This is a genomic window from Aeribacillus sp. FSL K6-1305 (assembly GCF_038050115.1).
GTDB lineage: Bacteria > Bacillota > Bacilli > Bacillales > Aeribacillaceae > Aeribacillus > Aeribacillus composti.
Genome location: NZ_JBBOQV010000001.1, coordinates 618795 through 636916 on the forward strand (window position 1 = coordinate 618795; position 18122 = coordinate 636916).

Sequence of the window (18122 nt, forward strand, 5' to 3'; positions counted from 1 at the left end):
GAAAGGTGTATCATACATGCCGATCTTGTTGAAAGAGAAAGGGTTCATGCTTATTGTCATCGGCTTTGGCCTGCCCATTATTCTAATACAATTATGGAGTTTAGAGAAAACACATATACCATTTGCCATTTTAATAGCGATTCTTGCAGGGATATTAGAAATATTTCCTATCGAACTCCGCAATGGTAAGAAGCTTTCTTGTTCAAGCATTTTTAACATTGTGGTTCTTGTTCAAATGGGAATTCCGGAAGCTGTGATTGTTGTTCTCATCGCTTCTTTATTCTTATTTTACAATAGCAAATTAAGCTTTATTTCTTGGTTATTTCAGGCCAGTCAATGTGCGGTTGCTGTTTTTTTATCAGGATTTGTATTTGAGTATTTTTTTGGCAAACTCGGCGTTTTTACATATATAACCTCCGTTTTCGCATTTGCATGCACAACGTTTATATATTTTTTCATCTTTTTTGCCATTACAATGATCTATAAGAGTCTCGTTTTCTCTCAAAATTTTTCGGATGTTTTGAAAACAGAGATGAATGATACATTGCTAGCATTTGCTGTGACATTTATTTTAGGATTTCGGCTTGCTGCTATTGATTACGATCAACAGCCTTTTCCATTTTGGTTTGAAACGATCTTTGCCGTCGCTGTTTTTCTATTCGCTCGATCCATTGCTCAAGTACAAGTTCGTCATAGAAAAAACCATTTGACGACCTTAGAAAATATTACACAGTATATGGAACAAAAAGTTCATTTGCCTAAGGGGCATTCTAAAAGGGTAGGAGATTTAGCACGCCGCATCGCAGAAGAGTTAAAGTTAAGCCCCAAACATGTTGATGCTGTTCATTACGCTGCCTTGTTGCATGATATTGGAAAAATACAAATGGAGCATGAAATTTTTCAGAAGCGAGGGGCTCTTACGCTTGAAGAAGAAAAGCTTTATAAACAACATTCCGAGTTAGGGGCAAAGATGGTTTCAGCAATATCGGGAATCGAAAAAGCTGCCCAGTATGTCCGTTTTCATCACGAACAATGGGATGGAAAAGGCTATCCGGATGGAAAAAAAGGAGAAGAAATTCCATTGGGAGCCCGCATTATTGCTGCGGCAAATGAGTATGACAAATTGATGCATTCTTCTGGAATTATCAATCAAAAGAAAGCTTTTCAAAATTTAAAGAATACAAAACTTGATCCAAAATTAGTAGAAATTGTTTTAAAAATAGCTGATTTCAAAAAGGCAGGCAAAGATCATCATCCGGGATTGATTCAGGCTCAAAATCAGCAGCACTTTCACGATATAAAATATAAAGGCTCGAAGCTTCTGAAAGATTTTTCTGTTGTACAAGCTGTATTTTATCAAAATGGCAGCTTCTATCATATAAATGGCGAAAAAGTTCAGATTCCTTGTGAACAACAAATCAAAAGCCTGATTACGAATCATCCTATTCAAAATGGATATGCACATGAATTTATTGAAGATGTTCCAAGTCGGAAAATGTATAACGTTCATTGGATCTGTTTGGAAAAGAAAATATTATGTCTATTGTTTGATGTAAGTCATTTACGAGAATATGAGAGAAAACAAGAATTGAGGATACGTACAATTTACCGTGATTGTTTATACGCCGTCACACAAGGAAAATTGACTCTGATTGAACGGGAAGAATTAAAAAGCTTTAATCAAGGTGAGAAAATTGCAGAATTTCCTGTTTCTGAAAAAAATGATGTTGCGGCATGTAGAACATTTATTGACCAGTTGTTAAAAGATCGGCATATTTCAGAAAAGAAAAGATATAATGTGCTCTTATCTATTTCTGAAGCTGTAACAAATGTATTAAAGCATGCGGTTGAAGGAAAAATGAAAGTTTATTTGAACCATGATTGGTTAAAAGTGATTGTAGAAGATAAAGGAAATGGCATCAAATTAAGCGAACTGCCAAAATCAATTTTGTTAGAAGGTTATTCCAGCAAACGGTCATTTGGGCACGGTTTCAGCATTATGTTAAAAATGATGGATAAAATTTCAATATATACAAGTACAGAAGGAACGACGATTATTTTAGAAGTAGATTTAAAGGATCGACTCATAGAGAGAAGAAAAAACATTCCATTATGATAAAGATCATTTTGCAATCAAGTACTTGATCCTTTCGTTCGGAGTGAATGCGGATGAATTTCTTAAAGAATAAAACGATCATTGGTCAAATTATTACAATGATTGCGCTTATTCCGATTATTATTTGTTCTATTTTCATCTTTATTTTTGTCAGGCAGATGGAGAAAGAATTTGATCATTTTCATAGAAATGATGTGTTACGAACAGCAAACATTTTAAAAAGCGCGATTGAAATCAGCGAAAATTCCAAAAAAACGGTTGAACGTTTAATTGACGAAAAGCTGCATTTAATTTCAAAAGAGATTGCAAAAGAATTGCGCGGGAAAACGATCGAGGAAGTGACTCAGCAAGATTTATTTGCATTGCGCAATAAATATGATGTGTACAATATTTCTTTATTGGTAAGAAGAAATGATGATATAATCATTGCCCAATCTTCAGACCCAAATGAAATTGGTTTAAGCACAAAAGAGTGGGGGTATTGGTATGATGCTTTTCAACAACTGATGTCAGGTAAGCCTGTAACAGTAGGGAAAGGTTATTATCAAGAACATTATTGGGTTGGTCCGATCTCCAAATCAGACTGGGAAAACAAATATTTTAAATATGCCTATTATTATGACGGAACAACTGAATTTATGATTAATCCGTATATTCTTGATTCTGAAATTTATCATGCAACGAAGCATTCGGATCCTGAAGCGCTTATTCATTCCATTTTAAAATTTAAAGAAAGTGAAATCGAAGAAATTGCGGTTATAAATGCCAATGTACTGCTTCGGAGCGAAAATCGAGATATTATTGAACCGGAAAGAGATGCGCCGATATTATATGGAAAAAATTCATATAAGCATGAAAAAGATCATTTTTATATTCAAAAAGTTCTGAAAGAGAATCAAATGGAGTCGGTGAAACTGGGGGAAAACTATCGGAAATATTATCTGCCAATTCCAAATGACAGGGTTATTACGATTGTCACCGACTTAAGCGCTGGCACAAAGTTTTTTCATAATATCATTTTTTTGTTTGTCCTGTCATTTGTTGCTGCCTTTGTCATTATATTTTTCGTTTTGCAGGTCATTACGAAAAAGTATTTAACACCGATCCCTACTATTCACCGTTATATTAATAAAATTGCAGCAGGCGATTTGACCGAAGAAATTCATGTCGATCAGAAAAATGAATTCGGTGATATTGCTGCCCATTTAAATGAAATGACTGACCGCATCAGCCAATTAATTGTCGATATTAAAAACGATATTGAAACATTAAGGCTCGTTTCAAACGTTTTATCAGAGACAGTGCACTCTTACTTTCATGTCATGGACGAAGTTTCAACAACCATGACGAAGGAATCGCGGGAAATTTTTCACGAAATAGAATTAGAAGTGAAAGAAATACGACAAAACTATGAAAATATCAATCAACAACTGGAAAAACTAAAAGAAGCGAATCATTTTGAATTCCATCATGTCTCTAATTTTATTATTCAATCAAGTCATCAACTCATAAGACTGAATGATTTGATGAAACAAAATGTCAAAAAAGTTACGGAAATGAATTTATCTTCTTTTGATGCGATACAGCAATTGAATGAAATTATTATTCAATTAGACAACCTTTCAAAGGATTTAGAAAATAAAATAAATAAATTTAAAGTTCAAGAATCATGAAACACATAAAGGTGAAAATGATTGCTCAGTTTTTCTGCTAAGGAGGGTATGTATGGGTCTTACGGTTCAAAAGGAAATTCAAGATCAAAGCCTCACATTATTCATTAAAGGAGTTTTAGATATTTCAACGGCTCATGTGTTTCATGCTCATTTTAATGAAATCGGCAATTTTCAAGTATTGACGATTGATTTTAGCTATTTGGAATTCATTGATTCATCCGGAATTGGTGAAATCATCGATTTAATTTATTTATCTCAAGAAAAAAACATAAAATTAGTTTTTAAAGGTATGAATGATTTCACAAACCATTTATTTGAAACAGTTGGATTATACGAAATTTTAAAATCGATTCAAGGGGAGGTTGTTTGATGCAAAGAGACTTTTTAACGTATCAGCAATCTTCCTATACGATAGAAGATGTTAAGAGAAAGGAACAAATGCTGCAAAGGGAAATAAACTTGGCACGGACGATACAAACAACGTTATTGAACGGGGATGCTCCATCGATCGAAGAGGGAGAGGTATTTGGCTATTCTATACCTGCCCGATTAATTGGCGGGGATTATTACGACTTTTATCCGCTTGTCAACGGAAAAGTGCGCATCGTTATTGGGGATGTGATGGGAAAAGGGATTCCTGCTGCGATGCTCATGATCTTAACGCGCGGCGCCTTTCGGACAGCCGCTGAAAGCACGCAAAGCCCCGGAAAGACGCTGACTGCAATGAACAAAGCGTTATACAATGATTTGAGAAAGTTAAAATCTTTTGTTACCGTTTTCTGTGCCGATTGGGATCCGCTGTCGGGAACGTTTACATATGCAAATGCCGGCCATCATCTTCCGCTGTTTATAAGAGGCGATGCGGTACATGAGCTTCCAAAAGTGAAAGGGATTATGATTGGTGGTCTTCCTAATCAAATTTACCATGAAGAATCGATCCAATTATTTGAACATGATTCAATTTTCTTTTATACAGACGGAATCATTGAGGCGCAGAATAAACGCGGTGAGCAATTTACATTGGAACGGCTGATCGAAACGTTAAAACAAAATCAGGATAAAAATGCCGGGGAGATTGAAAAAAAAGTGCTGGAATCGATTCATAAATTTACAGAAGGCGTTCCGCAAAAAGATGATATGACTATGGTATTCTTAAAAGTAGGGAAACAAAAAGTCGATATTTCAAGTTTAAATTCGCCTGTCATGTAACGTTTGTTTGAAAACGTGATTGTTTGGAGGAGTTGAAATAAAAAATTTTACACTAGTTGGAAAAATAAATCTTGGGATGGGAATCGCTTTTATCATAGCTGCTCTTTTCCTTTTCATGCAGCATTTTTACAATGTGTTTTATTTAAACCGCTTTCTTTTGAGATTTCGTTCGTTTGTCTTGGACTTTTATGATTGTTTTCAGCAGCTTTTTATCAAAAATCGAATGGAGCATGATTATGCTTTTTGGACAAAATGACCCAAACAGTCCATTGTACTGTCTGGGTCATTTTTTATATATATTTCGGTACACGAAAAACATTGACTCGGATAAACGATTGTCATATGATAAATAATGCAGTTTATAAATATTTCACAAAATGAAATATTTATTTAGTGAATATTTTTTGTGTAAGGGGGATAAAAAATGAATGTGAAAAAGTTGGTCATATTAAATATTGTTGTTCTCGTTGTTTTGGTTTTAGGAGGTTTTGCCGGATTCTATTATTACAATGAGTCGGTCAACTATATTAAAACGGATTACGCAAAAGTGGACGGACAGCAATTAGTGATCGCCGCCCCTGCTTCCGGCGTCTTGACAAAATTTGATGGAAAGGTTGGAGCACAATTTCAAAAAGATAAAGTCATTGGAAAATTAGCCGTACCTGGGGAGGATGAACCTGTCAGCATTCAAATGCCCCAGTCCGGAACGATTGTCCAAACAAATGCGGTAGAAAATTCATTTGTGGCAGCTGGTACCCCTTTGGCATATGCATATGATTTCGATCATTTATGGATCACTGCCAATATTAAAGAAACCATTATTGGGGATGTAAAAGTTGGTCAAGATGTTGATATTTACATCGACGGGTACAGCGAGTCTAAACTTTCGGGAAAAGTAGAGCAAATCGGAAAAGCAACAGCTAGCGTCTTCTCATTGCTTCCAAGTGAAAATGCGGACGCAAACTATACGAAAGTAACACAGGTGATTCCTGTGAAAATATCTATTGCGGATGCAAAAGGGCTAGGAATTATGCCGGGAATGAATGCAAAAGTACGCATCCATAAATAAATGATTTAACCATATAAACTGAAGGAGGTGGAAGCATGCCGTTTATCATCAGTTATACGTTTTTCACTCTGATTGTGCTGATCGTCATGAATGTTTTCCTTGTCAGAAAGAAAAACTGGCATACAAAAAAAGAGGAAGCACTTGATAAGGAAGTGCCGGTTGGAAAAGTGCTGTTCGTTTTAATGTTTGGAATGTTCATTGCGATTTTGAACCAAACAATTTTAAATGTAGCGCTTCCGGTCATGATGACGGATTTAAATGTCAATGCGACAACAGCACAATGGCTGATGACAGGCTTTATGCTTGCAAACGGAATTTTAATACCGATCAGCGCATTTTTAGTTGAAAATTTCGGTTTTCGCAAGCTGTTTATTACAGCGATGATCTCGTTTACAATTGGATCGCTCGTTTGTGCCGTATCAGCAACATTTCCATTGGTGATGATTGGCAGAATTATTCAGGCGATTGGTGCAGGAATTTTAATGCCGCTTGGCATGAACATTTTTTTGACTGTTTTTCCTCCTGAAAAAAGAGGAACAGCCATGGGGACGATGGGGATTGCCATGATTCTGGCTCCTGCAATTGGTCCGACACTCTCAGGATGGGTTGTGCAAAATTATGATTGGCATTTTTTGTTCTACGCGATGGCTTTGATCGGTTTAATTGATATCTTTTTCGCCTTTGCTTGGTTCCGTTTAGAAAAAGAATTAACTCGCCCGACGTTTGATATCCAAGGGATTGTTTATTCAAGTATTGGATTCGGCGGCATTTTATACGGGTTTAGCGAGGCTGGAAGCAAAGGATGGTCAAGCGCGGAAGTTATCATCAGCTTAATGGTCGGAGTTGTTTTTTTAATTTTCTTTGCCGTAAGACAATTGAATGTGGAAAAACCTCTGCTTGAACTAAGAGTATTTAAGTACAACCTCTTTACGTTCACATTAATTATCAACTCGATTGTTACTATGGCATTATTTGGAGGAATGCTGCTTCTCCCGATTTATTTACAAAATATTCGCGGTTTTACACCGATTGAATCGGGTTTATTATTGCTTCCAGGAGCAATGATCATGGGATTAATGGGGCCGATAGCAGGAAAAATTTTCGATCGATATGGTGTAAGAGGATTAGCAATTGTCGGTTTGGCCATTACAACATATGGAACATATGAATTCACGCAGCTGACGGCCGATACGCCCTACACAACCTTATTAGGAATATATATGCTGCGGTCTTTCGGAATGTCATTGATCATGATGCCGATCATGACTGCCGGTATGAATCAGCTGCCATTAAAGATGATTTCCCATGGAACAGCCATGTCGAATACGATACGCCAAGTGGCTGGATCTATTGGAACCGCATTATTAGTAACGGTTATGACACAGCAATCAACAAATCATTTATCAGATTATACGAATCTTGTGTCAAAAACTGATCCAATGTTGATGAATCAGCTGCAAGCACTTGGCAGCAGTATGGCTCAATCAGCCGGACTTTCTGCACATGCTGGTCAAACTATTGGTGCTCAGGCACTGTTAGGGCAGGCATTGCAGCAATCAACCATCGAAGGGATCAACGATGCATTTTACATTGCGACCGTTTTGGCATTCATCGCGCTAGTTCTTTCCTTTTTCTTAAAAACACCAAAGAAAACGCTCCAGGAAAGCTCGTTCGAAACAGCAAAAGTTAAAACAGAAGCATCTTCCCAAGAGTTATAAACAAAGATATAATGAATGAAACGGGGATGTCCGGCAGAGGACACCCTTTATATATGTGAAAGGAAGGGAAAGCAATATTATGAATCCGACATCCTCCTCCATGACGGAATTAGAGAACGAATTTATAAGGATTTTTCGTGATTTGCGAAATTTTTATACAATGGGGAAAAAATATGGCTTGTCAAGAAATGAATTTTTTATTATGAAGTTTTTGCTGAAAAACGGCCCTCAAAAACTATCTACCATTTCCCAAGAATCTGATATATCTCCCAGTTTCCTCACAGGTATTACTGATCAGCTAATCGAAAAAGGCTACATCGAACGGAATAGATCAAAGAAGGACCGCCGAATTGTCCAAATCTCTTTAACAAAAAAAGGAGAAGAAACCATCATAGCGGTTCAACAGGACTTGATTCAATATATGCGTTCCAAATTCAACGCATTTACAGAAGAAGAAATTCAAGATTTAATTCGACTTTTGCGGAAAATACCATAATATCGTCCGTGGTATTCAAAATCAGTAGTGCCTGACTTTGTGATTTTAGTCAAAAAGAGACGAGCTTGTTTTAAAACGGTGCACTTTTTCAGAGATGATCCATTGACAAGACGGGGAAATTTGTGTATTCAATGTCAAAACGGGTCATGCTGCCTGTTTGACGTGGAGTAGAATCTTAACGGCTGCAAAGGGGGAAAAGAAAATGTGCAAAATTACGATCATTGGCGGAGCAGGAACTCTTGGAGCCGCCATCGCTTTCAAATTAGCAGGGAAAAAAGCGATCGATGAAATTTGTCTCATCGATCAAAATGAAAAGCTGCTGCTCAATCATTTAATGGATATGGAAAATGCTTATCCGTCCAAAACGATTTATAAAGGGACTTTTCACGATTTAAAGCACTCTAATATCGTCATCATTACGGCAGGCATCCCAAACCGAACCGATATTTCTTCTAGAGATGAGTTTTTAGAAGGAAACTTGCAATTGTTTCGTCAAATCGGAGAAGCCGTCGCAAAACATGCCCCAAACGCTTTGATTATCACCGCTTCCAATTGATAAGAAAAAATTAATCGGATACACCATGAATGACTCCTACAGGTTTGAATGGGCGCTTCGCCGAGTTCTAAAGCTACACGAGAATGATAAAGTATCAAGCCCTGTTATAGGTGAGCACGGAGAAACACAAGTTCCGCTTTTCAGCCAAGTCAAAGTAAACTATAAGCCGCTGCTTTTATCAGAAGATCAGAAAATTCAAGTTAAAGAAAAGCTGACAAATTGGTTTCGAAACTTCAATGACCTAGGCATAAACCGAACAACCGGGTGGACGTCTGCCGTCGGTATGGAAAGGCTGATTGATCAGCTGCTTCAACCAAAAACGTCGACAGCAATCGGTTCTGCGGTATTAAACGGAGAATATGACGTTTCTGGCATTAGTTTAGGTGTACCTCTAACAGTGAATCATACAGGCATCCAAAGCATCCTTGAATGGGAAATCGAACAAAAGGAAAAAGAGTTATTTCAACAATCTGCTGAAAAAGTGAAGCGTCTCATTAACGAGTTTATTATGAATAAAAAATAGACAAAATGGAAGTTTCTTCAAAAAGAGCGCATCTATCTAGTAGACAATAAAAAAGCTCACTATAAACTATGCTAGTTTTTGTTTTGTTGTTCCCAATTCAGCTTTTTAACCATTTTAGGAGGTTACAGCACTGGAATAGATTTTTTTATCCTGTATGATTTTTTGAAAATCATACAAACTGCAGACTTGCCGCTTAACGATAATCTATTGCTGCTCCCAAACGAAGTTGGAAGATCTTAAAGAATTAATGGAGTTGATCAAAATGGAAGCAAAAACTTATGAAATTATTTCTATAAATGTAGGAAAACCGAAAAATTTCATATATAACGGCAAAGAATTCGTCACTGGAATTCAAAAGCAGCCTGTTGATGGACCGGTTTTTTTGTCATTTCTTAATTTTTCAGGCGATGGTCAGGCAGATCTTGTTCATCATGGCGGTAGAGATAAAGCGGTATGCGTTTATCCGTATGATCATTATGCCTATTGGGAGCATGAGCTTGAAAGAAAGCTGGATGTGGTGGCATTTGGTGAAAATTTGACAGTAAAAGGCTTGTTGGAAACAGAAGTTTGCATCGGTGATACGTTCCAATTAGGGGAAGCGGTTGTGCAAGTTAGCCAGCCTCGGCAGCCATGCCATAAGATTGCCAAAAAGCACAGGGTGAATGACTTGCCGCTTCGTGTTCAAAATACTGGTTATACCGGTTTTTATTTTCGGGTGCTGAAAGAAGGCTGGGTGGAGACACAATCAAGCTTGCAGCTCATTGAAAAACATCCGCTAAACATAACGGTTTCTTTTGCGAATCAAATCATGTTTCATGATAAAACAAATAAAGAAGGAATTGAACAAATTCTTCGTGTGGACGAACTATCGGAAAGCTTTCGGGATTCATTGATGAAACGCTTACAATCCATTTAGGAACATCTACCAAAAGAAGGGGTTGGAAAATCGGCTTGTATATAAATTAGAAATGCAAGAGAGATCATTAAAATTTCAATGATCGTTGTTTTTAGATTACTATTTTCAAAGGTTGAGCTTCTGTGGAGAAAGCGTCTTACATTTCAGCTACTTCCCATATAATAAGCCAACGATCCACTGATGCAGGGCAGATCGTTGGCTTATTTTACAAAACTTTGCCATCTAAAAAGCTCCAAAATTTGAGTTCTTGCTTTTTGTGAGAAAATGGGAATTCCTCCAATCTATTTCTGCAACTAGAATCTGATGATTCGATACTTTTTCTCCAGCATTTCGTCTAATTGATTGTACGAGAAAGAGAGGTGCACCTCGGCATGCGAGATGAAGATTTGGTTCAAAAGGCTTTAGAGGGGGACGATTCAGCCTTCCGTGAGCTTCATGACCGCTACATTGGCCAAGTGCTCCGCTATGCATATATGCAGACGGGGGATTATCATCGGTCAGAAGAAATTGCTCAAGATGTCATGTATAAAATGGCGGTTCATTTAGCGAACTTTCAAGGAAGATCAAGCTTTAAAACTTGGCTGTTTACAATTGGAAGGCGGGTTGTTATCGATTACCATCGCAAGTATAAAAAAGAAAATAACACAGTCTATTTAAGCCCTGAGGACTTAGGGCATAAACAGGATAAACATTTAGTAGAACAAAATATTCTGGAATATTCGCTCAGAGAACAGATCATAGCCAGTATGGAAAAATTGTCCCCGGATGAAAAGACGGTCCTTTATTTAAGATTTTTTGAAGGAATGTCTATAAAAGAAACAGCCAAGGTAATGTCGAAAACGGTTATGGCGGTTAAATCGCTGCAAACAAGGGCTAAAAAGAAATTGTCAGCCCATTTAAAAAGCGAGGTGAATGATCATGAAAAAACAACTCGTACCGCCGAATAGCGAAAAGCGTGAAGAGTCAATAAAACAGCTTTTTCATCACTTTTATATAGAACCGACAGATGAATTTAAAGAAAAAAGTTTTCAAAAAGCTTTAGCCGGAATTGAATTAGCTAGAAATAAAGAGAGAAGGAAAAAAGCCGCTAGCAAGCTTCAGCTTGTATTCTCATTTGCGGCCGCAGCAGCTGTATGCATCCTTCTAATGATTTTTCCTCCTTTTCAAACAAATGAGACGAAAGAAGGCGGCCAGCATTCAGATCAACAAAGCATACTAATGTCTCCCCAACAATCTCAAAATGCAGAAAAGGAAGAAGAAAAAGGAGATATCAACCGACCTGAATCGATCGAAATGACAATTTCATTGGAAGGAATGGAAGAAAAGGAGCTGTATCACCTCGTAAACATAAAGCAACTACCTTTTACCACATATATTCCGGATCGTTGGCAGGCAGAATATATTGAAGAAAAAAATTTGATCGGAGCAAAGCTGATAGCGGTGAATGAAAAATATGGGGAAGTTGATGTCATGTTTTTTCCAAAAGGGACATCTTTAGGAGAGGCGGAAAATTACATTACAGATGAATTGCTGGGAAATGTTTCTTATAAAGTTTTATCAGCGGAAGAAGAAGAGAAAAGAAATATACCTGATTGGTCTCTCCGTTCCTTTCATTATGAAAATGTAGAGCAGACGAGAACGGGCGAGATTTATTTAAGCGAGCATAACAGACAGTACTTTTATATACAGAGAGAGTTTGCTAATGAAGCATTGGAAGGATGGGGTTCAAGAACAACAACGATTTTGGAGCAATGGGAATGGAAGGACACGAAAAAAGGATTGTGGGATTAAAAAGTTTTATGAATCAGAAATGTGAGCAGCTACTATTTTTTCCGGTAAATACTTTTTCATCCACGGGGCAAACCCCGTGGATGGTTAATCTTCAGGCAATACTGTTTTTGCAATCGTTTGGTCGAGCGCTTCGAAATCATCGTAATGAATCACTTCATAAAGTTCCTTGCGAGTTTGCATATTCTCGAGCTCGCTTTTTTGAGTTCCAGACGATTTAATGGTTTGGAATAGGCGTTCATACGCTTTAGCGGCGGCGCGAAGAGATGAAACAGGATAAATCACCATTGAATAGCCGAGTTCCGAAAATTCTTCTGCTGTATAGTAAGGAGTTTTTCCAAACTCTGTCATGTTTGCGAGAAGAGGAGCTGAAATTGCCCGGCTCACCTTTAAAAAGTCTTCTTTTGTTGAAAGAGCCTCAGGAAAAATAGCGTCTGCTCCCGCTTCAACATATCTTTTGGCGCGTTCAATGGCGCTTTCAATTCCTTCAACTGCATAGGCATCCGTTCTGGCAACAACGACAAGAGTCGGCGCTGCCTGTTTAATAGCTTTAATTTTTTGCATCATCTCCTCTACAGACACAAGCTTTTTGCCGTTTAAATGTCCGCATTTTTTCGGAAGATCTTGATCTTCGATTTGGACAGCAGCTACTCGTGCTTCTGCCATTTCTTTAGCTGTTCGGGCGGCATTCAAAACACCGCCGAAACCGGTATCAATGTCAACGAGAAGCGGCAGATCAGCCGCCCGCACGATTTCCCGCGCCCGGCGGGCAACCTCTTCTGACGAGACGATGCCCAAGTCAGGAAGCCCTTGGCTCGCGGTATAGGCGGCGCCTGACAAATAAAGCGCTTGAAATCCTGCTTTTCTCGCTATAAGTGCAGCCATTCCATCATGGGCTCCAGGAATTTGAAGGATTTCCGGTGCGTTCATTAACGTTCGAAACCGATCGGCCAACTCCTCTTGTGTCGATTCTTTTTCAACGATCCAAACCATGGAATCACCTTCTTTTCTGTCATTTCATCTTAGCTTTACAGAACCATTAATTACGTTTCTAGAGGCAAGCCGCGTTTTTCATTAAACGAGCGCTGCCCTCGTCAAGTCTACTCGAGGGTGCCGCCCTGTATCCACGCTTCGCTTACGGTCTGTTTTGTACCCTGATCTTTTGTCTGTTAACTTCCGTCATTTGGTACAAAATCGATTCTTTCGTTCTTTTTGACTGCCCAAAAAATTTTCGCTTTACAGAACATTTTTCGGTGTGGCCGATTGCCACACCAGCTCGATATAGTTATCTCAAATGTTCTTACAAGGTTTATAACATGTTTTTTCTTGCCAAACAATGAAATTGCGCCAAAGTAACATGCATCTGATGCAAAACAACGTGTGATCTGCCCCGGATTTATATAACAAATAAGTTTACAAACTCATGTACAAACGTCTCTTCCAGCACGTTCTGGTCAAGCGAAACGTCTAAGATTTGCTTGAGCTGCTTGTTTGGGAACCGTGTTGCCAAATTGTTTTCATATTTTTGGATCAGCTTAGGCAGACCTTCTTGACGGCGGAATCTGTGGCCGATTGGATATTCCCGCACAACTTGGCGCGTTTCCGTTCCGTCTTTAAACCGTATTTGAACTGCGTTGGCAATTGACCGTTTGTCCGGATCGAGATAATCTTTGCTGAACTGTTTATTTTCCACAACTGTCATTTTTTCACGAAGCGCATCGATTCTCGGGTCTTGTGCGATTTCATCTTCGTAATGATCCGCTGTTAAATCGCCATAAATAAGACCGATGGCAGTAATATATTGAAGGCAATGATCACGATCAGCCGGGTTGAGAAGAGGTCCCGTTTTGTCGATGATGCGAATGGCTGATTCATGCGTCGTGATCGTGATTTCTTCGATCTCATCAAGGCGATCTTTTACTTCAGGATGAAGCTCAATGGCGCATTCAGCAGCTGTTTGCCCATGAAACTCTGCTGGATATGATATTTTAAATAAAATATTCTCGATTACATATGATTCCAAAGGACGGGCGAGCTTCAGTTTCTGTCCTCGGAACAGCACGTCTTCAAATCCCCAGTTCGGAGCCGATAGGGCAGAAGGATATCCCATTTCACCTTTTATGGCCATAAATGCAAGACGTACAGCGCGGCTTGTTGCATCGCCAGCCGCCCACGACTTGCGAGAACCAGTATTTGGAGCATGTCGATATGTCCGAAGACTTGAATTGTCAATCCAGGCATTGGAAAGGGCGTTGATGATTTCATCTTTTCCGCCGCCAAGAAGCTTCGTAACGACAGCAGTTGAAGCAACCTTTACGAACAGCACGTGGTCAAGCCCGACTCTGTTCAGGCTGTTTTCAAGTGCCAGCACCCCTTGAATTTCGTGGGCTTTTATGATCGCTTCAAGAACTGTCCTCATATTGAGCGGCTTTTTCCCTTCTGCCACATTCGTTCGGCTTATGTAGTCGGCCGCAGCTAAAATTCCCCCCAAGTTATCAGAAGGGTGACCCCATTCCGCTGCAAGCCAAGTGTCATTATAATCGAGCCAGCGAATCATGCAGCCGATGTTAAATGCACCGTGCACGGGGTCTAATACATATGAAGTGCCAGGGACGCGGCACCCGTTTGGAACAACCGTCCCCGGAACGATCGGGCCTAAAAGCTTTGTGCATTCAGGGTAGCGAAGAGCAAGTATGCCGCAGCCCAGCGTGTCTAACAACACATAGCGGGCGGTTTCAAACGCTTCTTTACTTTGAATTTCTTTATTTAGAACATAATCGGCAATTTCTTCAAGCAGCTTGTCTGTTTGTCGATTTTCATTATTTTTTACTAGTACTTCTGCCATTTTTACAACCTCCTAAGCTATCCATTACTGTTGTACTTTCAAAGAGCGTTTTCCTGTATATTTCACGCGCGGACGGAACAAACGGTTGTTATTATGCTGTTCGATCACATGGGCGCACAGGCCTGCTGTTCGAGCGCTGAAGAAAATAGGAGTATATAAATCAATCGGAATGCCAAGCATGTAATAGACAGGAGCCGCATAATAATCGAGGTTCGGATACAATCCTTTTTCCTCTCTCATAATGGTTTCCCCGGCTTCGCATATTTCAAGCAATCGAAAATCGCCCCGTTGTTCGGACAGCTGCTGCAATGCTTTTTTCATAAGCAATGCTCTTGGATCCATTTTTTTCATATAGACGCGATGGCCAAATCCCATGATCCGCTCTTTATTTGCTAATTTTTGTTTAATCAATCGTTCAAAATTTTCCTTTGTACCTGCTTCTTCAATTAAATACATCACCGCTTCATTGGCTCCGCCATGCAGGTGTCCTTTCAAAGAGGAAACCGCACCGGCGAGAGCGCCATACAAATCTGCATGTGTAGACGATATGACGCGGGCGGCAAATGTAGAGTTTGGCATTTCATGTTCGATATAAGCGATGAGCGAGCGGTCGAATATTTTCGTTTCAAGTTCAGTTGGTTTTTTTCCTGTAATCATATATAAAAAATTTGCACTGTAGGAGAGATTTTCATCTGGTGGAATGACTTCTTGTTGATTGAGTAGATGATAACTGCTGGCAAGAATGGATGGCATCTGTCCTAGAAGATTGATAGATTTCGTTTTATTGGCCTGTTCAGATCTGTCATCAATGAGCGGGTCAAATCCTGCTAAAATGGAAATGCCTGTTCTCAGGGCGTCCATTGGATGAGTTGTCTTCGGCAGTTTGGAAAATACGTCGTAAAGCACGTCTGGAAGCTCTCTTTTCGCTAGAAGCTCGTTTTCAAATCTAGCTCTTTCTTGTTCAGACGGAAGCTTGCCTTCAAGCAGCAAAAACGCAACCTCGACATATGATTTTGTTTCGGCAAGTTCAATTAAATCGTATCCTCGAATGACAATTTCTTCATTTTCTACATCGAGAAACGAAATCGTTGTCTCAGCTGCCACTACGTTTTCTAATCCTGGTCTAAACTCCATCAAATATACCTCCTTCAAAAGTTTTCGAAAACGCTTTACTTTTGATGCAAACAGGGAAAAATGAATATCGGGATGATCGATCGCTTTCACAAATTTTGTTATTGGGCAATTGCTGAGACAATAACATTGTTCATTTCTTAAAGCCTATTCATTTCTCCCAAATCTCAAAGCGATCTTGCTATAATTGACCGCCTCTACTTGTCGAAGCTTAAATGGTTAGGAAACCATTTTTTTACTTCTGGAACAAATATAGCACATTTTTAAAAAAAAGAAAATGAATCTTCGGAATTTTCGTTTTTGTAAAACGACAGCTTTCACAAAATTCATTTGAAGAACTGACTTTAAAAATGGAAGCCAGCTTCCAGCAATCGGAGGCTTTGCGGTTTTAATGTCTTTTGGATGTTGACTGCTTATTTATATCTATTCAAATCTTTTAAATAGACTGGAAAAATAGTACGATATAAGTAAAAATAACATACTTTCTTCATTGGATTTCATAAAAGGATGGGAAAAATGACAGAGAAAAAAATCGGCATAATAGATTTAGGATCGAACTCCATTCGCCTCGTTATTTTTCATATTGATCAAAATGGACAATATAAAGAGCTTTACAATTTTAAGATCAATGCCCGTTTAGCTACGTATATTGACGCCGAAGGAAATTTGTCCAACGAGGGGATCGAGGTTGTCATCGATTCTTTAAAAAAATTTGTTCCAATCGTTCAATTTCATCAAGTGGCAGAAACGAAAGGGGTTGCAACGGCAGCTATTAGATCTGCCAAAAACCGGAAAATGGTCTTAGAGGCTATAAAAAGAGAGACGAATTTCGATTTTCGCGTCCTTTCCGGCCAAGAAGAAGCCTATTACGGCTACTTAGCTGTTATACATTCCGTATATTTAACTGAAGGCATAACCATTGATATAGGCGGAGCAAGCACGGAAGTTGCGTATTTTAAAAATCGGGAGCTCGTCCATTCATACAGTTTTCCGTTTGGGGCCCTCACATTAAAGAAAAGGTTTATTGCCAACAGCGAACCGAAAGAATCGGAAATGAAAGAGCTGACAGTGTTTTTGCGAAATGAATTTTCTTCGCAAAAATGGCTTAAAAACAAAAATGTTCCGGTAATCGGGATAGGCGGCAGCGCCAGAAATCTAATACGGCTTCATCAAAATAAAACCAATTACCCGTTATTTGGTATTCATCAATATGAAATGGAACCGAATGAAATTAAAAAAATAAATCAATGGCTGATCGGAATGACTGTCTCGGAGCGTCAAAAATTAGATGGACTGTCGAAGGAACGCGCGGATATCATCATTCCTGCAATTGAAGCAATTTATACGCTGACGGAAATCGTATCAGCTCCATTTTTTACAATGAGCAGCAAAGGCTTAAGGGAAGGGGTCTTTTTTGAGGAGGTGTTTTCCAACTTAAACGTCCGGTCTTTTTCTCAAGTAGCGGACGAAACATTTTCCAAGCTGGCAAGTGATTATAAAATCAACTTGAAGAATACATCATTTCTCCTTCGTCTTGCTTACGTATTTGTCAGTGAATGTGAGGCAAAGAAAATTATATCTTTTACTCAAGAGGAAAAAGAAATTTTGTTTAAAAGCACAAAGCTGGTTCAATTCGGGGAATTTATCGATCATCATTCAAGCAGTCAGCATACGTTTTATATTTTGACAAATCGATCGCTTGACGGAATCAGTCATAAAATGCGGTTGAAACTCGCATGCGTCGCTTCCTTTAAGTCCAAAAAAACTTTGATGAAATATATCTCTCCTTACAAATCATTATTAACGGAAGAAGAAATTTTATCGCTGGAGCGATTAGGCGCGATTTTGAAATTCCTTTATTCCCTCAACACGACACACCGTTGCATCATTTCCGAGCTGGAGGTGAACAAAAAGGAGGGGGAAAAGATGGAAATATCTTTAGCCAGCAACAGTGATTATACTTTTGAAGAGCAGGAAGCAAATAAGCAAAAAAAGCATATGGAACGCGCTTTTAACTGCCAAGTCGAATTATCATTTACACTCGTCTAATGGACTTACGAAAGGTAAAAGGTGGGCGAAATT

Annotated in this window: 16 protein-coding genes; 13 read left to right on the forward strand and 3 right to left on the reverse strand. The window is 38.8% G+C overall.

The window, feature by feature from the left end:
- The first annotated feature begins 16 nt into the window (after window positions 1–16).
- The 12 genes from NST97_RS02900 to NST97_RS02955 all read left to right on the forward strand — a co-directional run bounded on the left by NST97_RS02900 (window position 17) and on the right by NST97_RS02955 (window position 12067).
- The gene (locus tag NST97_RS02900; RefSeq protein ID WP_341342904.1) at window positions 17–2116 is read left to right on the forward strand and encodes an HD domain-containing phosphohydrolase; all 2100 of its coding nucleotides are present in this window, start codon (window positions 17–19) and stop codon (window positions 2114–2116) included.
- 53 nt (window positions 2117–2169) lie between these two features.
- Window positions 2170–3789 carry a methyl-accepting chemotaxis protein gene (locus NST97_RS02905; protein WP_341342905.1) on the forward strand — a complete coding sequence of 540 codons (1620 nt, stop codon included), beginning with the start codon at window positions 2170–2172 and terminating at the stop codon, window positions 3787–3789.
- 52 nt (window positions 3790–3841) lie between these two features.
- Window positions 3842–4159 carry an STAS domain-containing protein gene (locus NST97_RS02910; RefSeq protein ID WP_341342906.1) on the forward strand — a complete coding sequence of 106 codons (318 nt, stop codon included), beginning with the start codon at window positions 3842–3844 and terminating at the stop codon, window positions 4157–4159.
- A 68-nt stretch (window positions 4160–4227) separates the two neighbouring features.
- Window positions 4228–4998 carry a PP2C family protein-serine/threonine phosphatase gene (locus NST97_RS02915; protein WP_341343166.1) on the forward strand — a complete coding sequence of 257 codons (771 nt, stop codon included), beginning with the start codon at window positions 4228–4230 and terminating at the stop codon, window positions 4996–4998.
- 424 nt (window positions 4999–5422) lie between these two features.
- On the forward strand, window positions 5423–6067 hold the full coding sequence (locus NST97_RS02920) for an HlyD family secretion protein (RefSeq protein ID WP_063389565.1): 645 nt from the start codon (window positions 5423–5425) through the stop codon (window positions 6065–6067).
- Window positions 6068–6153: 86 nt separating this feature from the next.
- Entirely contained in the window at window positions 6154–7785 is a 1632-nt protein-coding gene (locus tag NST97_RS02925; RefSeq protein ID WP_445684589.1) for a DHA2 family efflux MFS transporter permease subunit, read from the forward strand.
- 79 nt (window positions 7786–7864) lie between these two features.
- Window positions 7865–8281: a MarR family winged helix-turn-helix transcriptional regulator gene (locus NST97_RS02930; protein ID WP_082829330.1), complete on the forward strand. Its 417-nt coding sequence runs from the start codon at window positions 7865–7867 to the stop codon at window positions 8279–8281.
- Between the two features lie 202 nt (window positions 8282–8483).
- The gene (locus NST97_RS02935) at window positions 8484–8837 is read left to right on the forward strand and encodes a lactate/malate family dehydrogenase (RefSeq protein WP_341342908.1); all 354 of its coding nucleotides are present in this window, start codon (window positions 8484–8486) and stop codon (window positions 8835–8837) included.
- Between the two features lie 25 nt (window positions 8838–8862).
- Window positions 8863–9360 carry a hypothetical protein gene (locus tag NST97_RS02940; protein ID WP_341342909.1) on the forward strand — a complete coding sequence of 166 codons (498 nt, stop codon included), beginning with the start codon at window positions 8863–8865 and terminating at the stop codon, window positions 9358–9360.
- A 262-nt stretch (window positions 9361–9622) separates the two neighbouring features.
- The gene (locus tag NST97_RS02945) at window positions 9623–10276 is read left to right on the forward strand and encodes an MOSC domain-containing protein (RefSeq protein ID WP_063389562.1); all 654 of its coding nucleotides are present in this window, start codon (window positions 9623–9625) and stop codon (window positions 10274–10276) included.
- A gap of 371 nt (window positions 10277–10647) precedes the next feature.
- Complete coding sequence (locus NST97_RS02950) at window positions 10648–11223, forward strand: RNA polymerase sigma factor (protein ID WP_339199836.1); 576 nt, start codon at window positions 10648–10650, stop codon at window positions 11221–11223.
- Window positions 11195–12067 carry a hypothetical protein gene (locus NST97_RS02955; protein ID WP_066246656.1) on the forward strand — a complete coding sequence of 291 codons (873 nt, stop codon included), beginning with the start codon at window positions 11195–11197 and terminating at the stop codon, window positions 12065–12067. The genes NST97_RS02950 and NST97_RS02955 overlap by 29 nt, the downstream gene beginning before the upstream one ends.
- Window positions 12068–12151: 84 nt before the next feature.
- Here the strand turns inward: NST97_RS02955 and prpB are convergent, their stop codons facing one another.
- The 3 genes from prpB to mmgD form a co-directional block, all read right to left on the reverse strand.
- Window positions 12152–13057 carry a methylisocitrate lyase gene (gene prpB, locus NST97_RS02960; protein ID WP_066246659.1) on the reverse strand — a complete coding sequence of 302 codons (906 nt, stop codon included), beginning with the start codon at window positions 13055–13057 and terminating at the stop codon, window positions 12152–12154.
- Between the two features lie 403 nt (window positions 13058–13460).
- Window positions 13461–14909: a bifunctional 2-methylcitrate dehydratase/aconitate hydratase gene (locus tag NST97_RS02965; protein WP_066246660.1), complete on the reverse strand. Its 1449-nt coding sequence runs from the start codon at window positions 14907–14909 to the stop codon at window positions 13461–13463.
- 24 nt (window positions 14910–14933) lie between these two features.
- Window positions 14934–16043 (reverse strand): citrate synthase, encoded by a 1110-nt coding sequence (gene mmgD / locus NST97_RS02970; RefSeq protein ID WP_063389557.1) that lies wholly within the window; start codon window positions 16041–16043, stop codon window positions 14934–14936.
- 513 nt (window positions 16044–16556) lie between these two features.
- Between mmgD and ppx the strand changes: the two genes are divergently transcribed.
- A complete protein-coding gene (gene ppx, locus NST97_RS02975) occupies window positions 16557–18089 on the forward strand; it encodes an exopolyphosphatase (RefSeq protein WP_066246661.1) in 1533 nt (510 codons plus the stop codon).
- The last annotated feature ends 33 nt before the right edge of the window (window positions 18090–18122 follow it).